Genomic DNA, 6,382 nt, shown 5'->3' on the forward strand with positions numbered 1-6,382 from the left:
GCGAAATGACTGAGTTGCGCACTATCGATACTGTTCTCGTGGCCAACCGCGGTGAGATCGCGGTTCGCGTGATCCGCACGTTGCGTGAGTTGGGAATTCGCAGCGTCGCCGTCTACAGCGACGCCGATGCGAATGCTCGCCACGTCCGCGAGGCCGACACTGCCGTCAACATCGGACCGGCCGCGGCGCGTGAAAGCTACCTCGTCATCGACAAGGTGATCGACGCTGCCAAGTCCACCGGTGCTCAGGGTATTCACCCCGGTTACGGCTTCCTGTCGGAGAACTCGGCGTTCTCGGCTGCTTGCGCGGCCGCCGGAATCGCCTTCCTCGGCCCCTCCGAGCGGGCTATCGAGGTGATGGGCGACAAGATCACCGCGAAGAACGCGGTTGCCGCGTTCGACGTGCCGGTGGTCCCGGGTATCGCTCGCCCGAATCTGACCGACGAAGAACTGATCGCAGCGGCCGAGGACATCGGCTACCCGGTGTTGGTCAAGCCTTCGGCAGGCGGCGGTGGCAAGGGAATGCGTCTGGTCGAGGATCCGGCCAATCTGGCCGAGGCTCTTCGCAGTGCCCGCCGTGAGGCCGCGTCGTCGTTCGGCGACGACACCCTGTTCCTCGAGCGATTCGTCCTGCGGCCCCGGCACATCGAGGTCCAGGTTCTCGCCGACCAGCACGGCAACGTCGTTCACCTGGGTGAGCGCGAATGCAGCCTGCAGCGGCGTCACCAGAAGGTCATCGAAGAGGCTCCGTCGCCGCTGCTCGATCAGGTGACCCGTGACCGGATCGGCGCGGCAGCCTGCAACACCGCTCGAAGCGTCGATTACACCGGCGCCGGCACTGTCGAGTTCATCGTCTCCGCCGACAAGCCGGACGAGTTCTTCTTCATGGAGATGAACACCCGCCTGCAGGTCGAGCACCCCGTCACCGAAATGGTGACCGGACTGGATCTGGTCGAATGGCAGGTTCGTGTGGCAGCAGGGGAGAAGTTGGCCTTCTCCCAGAGCGACATCACACTGACCGGGCACGCTATCGAAGCTCGTGTGTACGCGGAGGATCCGGGCCGTGGGTTCCTGCCGACCGGCGGCCGCGTCGTCGATCTGGTCGAGCCGTCAGGTTCCGGCGTGCGCGTCGATTCCGGACTGCTCGCGGGCACCGTCGTCGGCAGTGACTACGACCCGATGCTCAGCAAAGTCATCGCCCATGCTCCCGACCGCGCAGGCGCACTGCGCAAGCTCGATCGCGCACTCGGTGACACCGCAGTGCTCGGAGTCGTGACCAACATCGAGTTCGCACGATTCCTCCTCGCTGATCCGGATGTGATCGCGGGCAACCTCGACACCGGTCTGCTCGATCGTCGCGTCGAAGACTTTGTCGCGGCCGATGCCTCCGACGAGGTTCTCATTGCTGCCGCGGCGTATCGCTGGCTCTCGCGATGGACGACTTCGGAATCCGTTGATCCCTGGGACGTCCCGAGTGGATGGCGCGTCGGAACTCCCGCTCCGACCAGCATCAGGCTCGCCGCCGGCACCCGAACGTCGCACGTTGCGATCGTCGGCGTTCCCGCCGATGCAAAGGTCGAGGTCGAAGGTTCACAGCCGCGCGCATTCAGCGCGACCCTGACAGGATCCGAACTGGCGGTAGTGATCGACGGACGCCGACGCACGTTTGTCGTCGCCGAGACCGATGGTGGTCTGTGGCTGGCAGGCGGCGGAACCTGGCACGTGCGCGAGGTTGCCGAAGTCAGCGTTCGCGGTGAGGACAAGCATGCCGGTGACGCCGAAATCGCCAGCCCCATGCCCGGTGCCGTCATCGCAGTCAACGTCGAGAACGGCGCGGCAGTGAGCGCGGGACAACCACTCGTCGTTGTCGAGGCCATGAAGATGGAGCACTCCTTGACGTCCCCGATCGACGGGATCGTGGAAGTGCTTGTCCGTCAGGGCGATCAGGTGATGGTGGATCAGGTTCTGGCCCGCGTGGTACCTGTCGCGGACGAAGAGACTGCAGAAGAAAAGACCGAGAACACGACGCAGAAGGAAGACGCCTGATGTCCGATTACCTTGCCACCGGAGCGCTTCCGGACGAATACCAGCAGCTCGCCAAGACTGTTGCGGATTTCGCGAAGACCGTCGTGGCACCGGTTGCTGCCGAGCACGACGCCAACCACACCTTCCCGTACGAGGTAGTGGCCGGGATGGCCGACATGGGACTGTTCGGCCTGCCGTTCCCCGAGGAGTACGGCGGAATGGGCGGCGACTACTTCGCACTCTGCCTGGCGCTCGAAGAGCTGGGCAAGGTCGACCAGAGCGTCGCGATCACTCTCGAAGCTGGTGTGTCCCTCGGCGCCATGCCGATCTACCGTTTCGGCAACGAGGCGCAGAAGGAAGAGTGGCTCCCGCAGCTCACCAGCGGAAAGTCGTTGGCTGCTTTCGGCCTGACCGAGCCGGGTGCGGGTAGCGACGCCGGCGGCACCAAGACCACCGCGAAGTTCGACAGCGGTGAGTGGATCATCAACGGCAACAAGCAGTTCATCACCAACTCGGGCACCGACATCACCAAGCTCGTGACGGTCACCGCGGTCACGGGTGTCAAGGACGGTGGCAAGAAGGAGATCTCGACCATCCTGGTACCGACAACGACCCCCGGCTTCACGGCCGAGCCCGCGTACAACAAGGTCGGCTGGAACGCATCCGACACCCATCCCCTCACGTTCGCCGATGTTCGCGTCCCCGAAGAGAATCTGCTCGGTGAGCGTGGCCGCGGCTACGCGAACTTCCTGCGCATCCTCGACGAAGGCCGAATCGCTATTTCGGCGCTGAGCGTCGGTGCCGCCCAGGGCTGCGTCGACGAGTCGATCAAGTACGCGAAGGAGCGCGAGGCGTTCGGTCGGCCGATCGGACACAACCAGGCCATCGCGTTCAAGATCGCGCGTATGGAGGCCCGCGCCCACGTCGCACGTACCGCGTACTACGACGCGGCCGCACTCATGTTGTCGGGCAAGCCGTTCAAGAAGCAGGCGTCCATCGCCAAGCTCATCTCCTCCGAAGCTGCCATGGACAACGCCCGCGACGCCACCCAGATCCACGGCGGATACGGCTTCATGAACGAGTACGCCGTCGCGCGCCACTACCGTGACAGCAAGATCCTCGAAATCGGTGAGGGAACCACCGAGGTGCAGTTGATGCTCATCGCCCGTGAGGCAGGGTTGTGACGAACCCCAGGAAGATCACTCAGCGCGGACTCTGGTTCGAGGAGTTCGAGGTCGGCGCGATCTACGAGCATCGCCCAGGCCGAACGGTGACCGAGGCTGACAACGTACTGTTCACGACTCTGACGATGAACACGCAGGCGCTGCATCTTGATGCTGCGTACAGCGAAGGCACTCAATTCGGTGTGCGGCTGGTCAATTCGATGTTCACCCTGTCGACCATCGTCGGCCTCTCGGTCGCGCAGTTGACGCAGGGCACCATCGTCGCCAACCTCGGTTTCTCCGAGATCAGCTTCCCGAAGCCGCTCTTTCACGGGGACACCCTGTATGCCGAGACGCTCATCGCGGACAAGCGTGAGTCGAAGAGCCGTCCGGGCGAAGGCATCGTGACGCTCGTGCACACCGGGCGCAATCAGCACGGCGATGTCGTCGCACTGGCCACGCGCAAGACGTTGGTGCAGCTCCGCCCGGCCGAGGTGTCCTCATGACGTGGACGCCACCGGGGCCGGCCTGGTTGTTCTGCCCGGCGGATCGTCCCGAGCGCTACGCGAAGGCGGCCGCCGTTGCCGACGTCGTGATCCTCGATCTCGAAGACGGGGTGGCTCCGGCCGACAAAGAAGCCGCACGTGCAGCCCTGATCGACACTCCTCTCGATCCGGACCGGACGATTGTGCGCGTCAATCCGGTCGGTACGCCTGATCACGAACTCGATCTGATCGCGCTGGACGGCACGCACTATTCGCGTCTCATGCTGTCCAAGTGCGAATCGGCCGAGGACGTCCTCTCGCTCGCACCGGCGGACGTGGTTGCACTCGTCGAGTCCCCGCGAGGAGCCCTCGCCGTGGCCGACATCGCGCTTGCTGCGAACGCCATCGGTGTCATGTGGGGAGCCGAGGATCTTGTGGCCGGTCTCGGCGGTAATTCGAGCAGGCACCCGAACGGTTCGTACCGCGACGTTGCCAAGCACGTCCGATCGACGTCTCTCCTGGCTGCGAAGAGCTACGGCCGGTTGGCTGTCGATTCCGTGTATCTCGACATCAAGGACCTCGTCGGCCTGGGCGTCGAGTCCGCTGATGCTGTCGCAGTCGGCTTCGACGTGAAGGTTGCGATCCACCCGAGTCAGGTCGAGGTAATCCGTGGTGCCTTCGCACCTTCGGAAAAAGAGATCGACTGGGCCACACGAGTGCTTGCCGCGGTGTCTACTGAACGTGGTGTGTTCGCGTTCGAGGGCAAGATGGTCGACGCTCCCGTTCTTCGTCACGCCGAGAAGCTTCTTCACCGAGCCGGAATCTTTCAGCAGAAGGAGAACTAACGGATGAGCAAAGTCGTGAATACGGCAGCTGAGGCAGTTGCCGACATCGCGAGCGGATCCAGGCTCGCAGTGGGCGGCTTCGGGCTGTGCGGTATTCCCGACGCACTGATCGCGGCGATCGCCGACGGCGACGCCACCGATCTCGAGGTGTTCTCCAACAACTGCGGTGTCGACGACTACGGTCTCGGCATTCTGCTCGGCGCGCACCGGATCGCCAGGGTGACGGCGTCGTACGTGGGGGAGAACAAGGAGTTCGCCCGCCAGTATCTCGCCGGTGAGCTCGAAGTGGAGTTGACGCCGCAGGGGACGCTGGCCGAGCGGCTGCGAGCTGGCGGTACCGGCATCCCGGCGTTCTACACTCCGGCCGGCGTCGGCACACCGATCGCCGAGGGCGGCTTGCCGTGGCGATACAACCCGGACGGTTCGATCGCCGTGGCGTCGCCACCGAAGGCGACGGCAGTGTTCGGTGGCCGCACGTATGTATTGGAAGAGGCGATCACCGCTGACTTTGCGCTCGTGCACGCGGACTACGGCGACACCGAAGGAAATCTCGTCTTCAACAAGACGGCGATGAACTTCAACCCGCTTGCTGCCATGGCCGGCCGGATCACCATCGCGCAGGTGGAGAACCTCGTAGAGCCGGGCGACATCGACCCCGCGCACGTGCACCTACCTGGGGTGTTCGTCGCGCGGGTCGTGCACACAGGTCCACAGGAGAAGCGGATCGAGAAGCGGACCGTCTCAGGAGGTACCAAGTGAGCAGCGCAGAGGAAACTCGTATCGGTTGGACCCGCCACGAGATGGCTGCTCGCGCTGCTGCCGAGATGCGGCCGGGTGAGTACGTCAACCTCGGTATCGGCCTGCCGACGCTGATCCCCAGTTACTTGCCCGAGGGTGTCAAGGTGGTCCTGCACAGCGAGAACGGCATCCTCGGTACCGGACCGTATCCGACCGATGATCAGGTCGATGCCGACCTCATCAATGCAGGTAAAGAAACCGTCACTGTCAATCCTGGTGCCGCGTTCTTCGACTCGGCCCTCTCGTTCGGGATGATCCGCGGCGGCCACATCGACACCGCGGTGCTCGGCGGGATGCAGGTGTCGAAGACCGGTGACCTCGCCAACTGGATGGTCCCCGGCAAGATGGTCAAGGGCATGGGCGGGGCGATGGACCTGGTCCACGGTGCCCGCCGCGTCATCGTCGTGATGGAGCACACCGATCGCGACGGAAACCCCAAGATCGTCGAGACATGCACCCTGCCGCTCACCGGGCAGGGCGTCGTCAACCGGATCATCACCGACCTCGCGGTGCTGGACGTCACCGCGGACGGGCTGGAGCTTGTGGAGCTGGCTCCAGGTGTCACCAGTGAACACCTGAAGAGTGTGACTGGTGTGGGTTTTTCCTGAAGCTTCGTACCTTCAATCGAAAGAACGCGCCGACCGCTGGTCGGCGCGTTCTTTCGTCGGTCTGTCGGCGTGTACCGATAGTCTCGATCAGCGACTGTCGAATCTGGTTCGAGCTCGGGCACCAAGTAGCTGAGGGGCCTGTAAATTGTCCGAGGTGACTGATGTGGATGGGGGTGCAGATCGTCGGCAGCAAATTGATTGTTCCAGGGGTGGAGATGCCGCGCACAGTGTCTGAACCGTGCGTTTCGGCAATGCGATCGGGGGGTAGATGAGCTGGGCGATTTGTAACGAATTGCAGCAAAACCGTCGATACACCGGGGTATGGATTTCTCTTGTCACCTATGTATCGGAGACAATGGGTGGTTCTGGCTCGTCGAGGTTGGATGAGGTCGGTAGCTGCTGCGAATCGGACGTTCGGCTCGCACGGGTGCGCAATGGTGTGGAAGAGAGGCTGTGGGC

At 63.6% G+C, this 6,382-nt stretch carries 6 protein-coding genes; all 6 read left to right on the plus strand.

Annotated elements, in window-relative coordinates; genetic code table 11:
• Positions 1-5 precede the first annotated feature (5 nt).
• Genes GJB56_RS02095 through GJB56_RS02120 form a run of 6 tightly spaced genes read left to right on the plus strand, consistent with a single transcriptional unit; the run spans position 6 to position 5,923 of the window.
• Positions 6-2,045 carry an acetyl-CoA carboxylase biotin carboxylase subunit gene (locus GJB56_RS02095; protein ID WP_029254902.1) on the plus strand — a complete coding sequence of 680 codons (2,040 nt, stop codon included), beginning with the start codon at positions 6-8 and terminating at the stop codon, positions 2,043-2,045.
• Positions 2,045-3,208, plus strand: a complete 1,164-nt coding sequence (locus tag GJB56_RS02100) for an acyl-CoA dehydrogenase family protein (RefSeq protein WP_020906879.1) — start codon at positions 2,045-2,047, stop codon at positions 3,206-3,208. The genes GJB56_RS02095 and GJB56_RS02100 overlap by 1 nt, the downstream gene beginning before the upstream one ends.
• Positions 3,205-3,693, plus strand: a complete 489-nt coding sequence (locus GJB56_RS02105; RefSeq protein WP_047889533.1) for a MaoC family dehydratase — start codon at positions 3,205-3,207, stop codon at positions 3,691-3,693. The genes GJB56_RS02100 and GJB56_RS02105 overlap by 4 nt, the downstream gene beginning before the upstream one ends.
• A complete protein-coding gene (locus tag GJB56_RS02110) occupies positions 3,690-4,517 on the plus strand; it encodes an HpcH/HpaI aldolase/citrate lyase family protein (protein WP_020906880.1) in 828 nt (275 codons plus the stop codon). The genes GJB56_RS02105 and GJB56_RS02110 overlap by 4 nt, the downstream gene beginning before the upstream one ends.
• A 3-nt stretch (positions 4,518-4,520) precedes the next feature.
• Entirely contained in the window at positions 4,521-5,276 is a 756-nt protein-coding gene (locus tag GJB56_RS02115) for a CoA transferase subunit A (protein ID WP_007730192.1), read from the plus strand.
• A gap of 41 nt (positions 5,277-5,317) precedes the next feature.
• A complete protein-coding gene (locus tag GJB56_RS02120; protein ID WP_175413829.1) occupies positions 5,318-5,923 on the plus strand; it encodes a 3-oxoacid CoA-transferase subunit B in 606 nt (201 codons plus the stop codon).
• Positions 5,924-6,382: the final 459 nt, after the last annotated feature.

Origin of the sequence: Rhodococcus sp. AQ5-07, assembly GCF_009707305.1 — a bacterium.
In the GTDB taxonomy this organism is placed as follows: Bacteria; Actinomycetota; Actinomycetes; order Mycobacteriales; family Mycobacteriaceae; genus Rhodococcus_F; species Rhodococcus_F erythropolis.

Bases quoted from the DNA above. Each gene is read 5' to 3' on its own strand.
- GJB56_RS02095 (WP_029254902.1), top strand. From the start codon at position 6: ATGACTGAGTTGCGCACTATCGATACTGTTCTCGTGGCCAACCGCGGT.
- GJB56_RS02100 (WP_020906879.1), top strand. From the start codon at position 2,045: ATGTCCGATTACCTTGCCACCGGAGCGCTTCCGGACGAATACCAGCAG.
- GJB56_RS02110 (WP_020906880.1), top strand. From the start codon at position 3,690: ATGACGTGGACGCCACCGGGGCCGGCCTGGTTGTTCTGCCCGGCGGAT.
- GJB56_RS02115 (WP_007730192.1), top strand. From the start codon at position 4,521: ATGAGCAAAGTCGTGAATACGGCAGCTGAGGCAGTTGCCGACATCGCG.
- GJB56_RS02120 (WP_175413829.1), top strand. From the start codon at position 5,318: ATGGCTGCTCGCGCTGCTGCCGAGATGCGGCCGGGTGAGTACGTCAAC.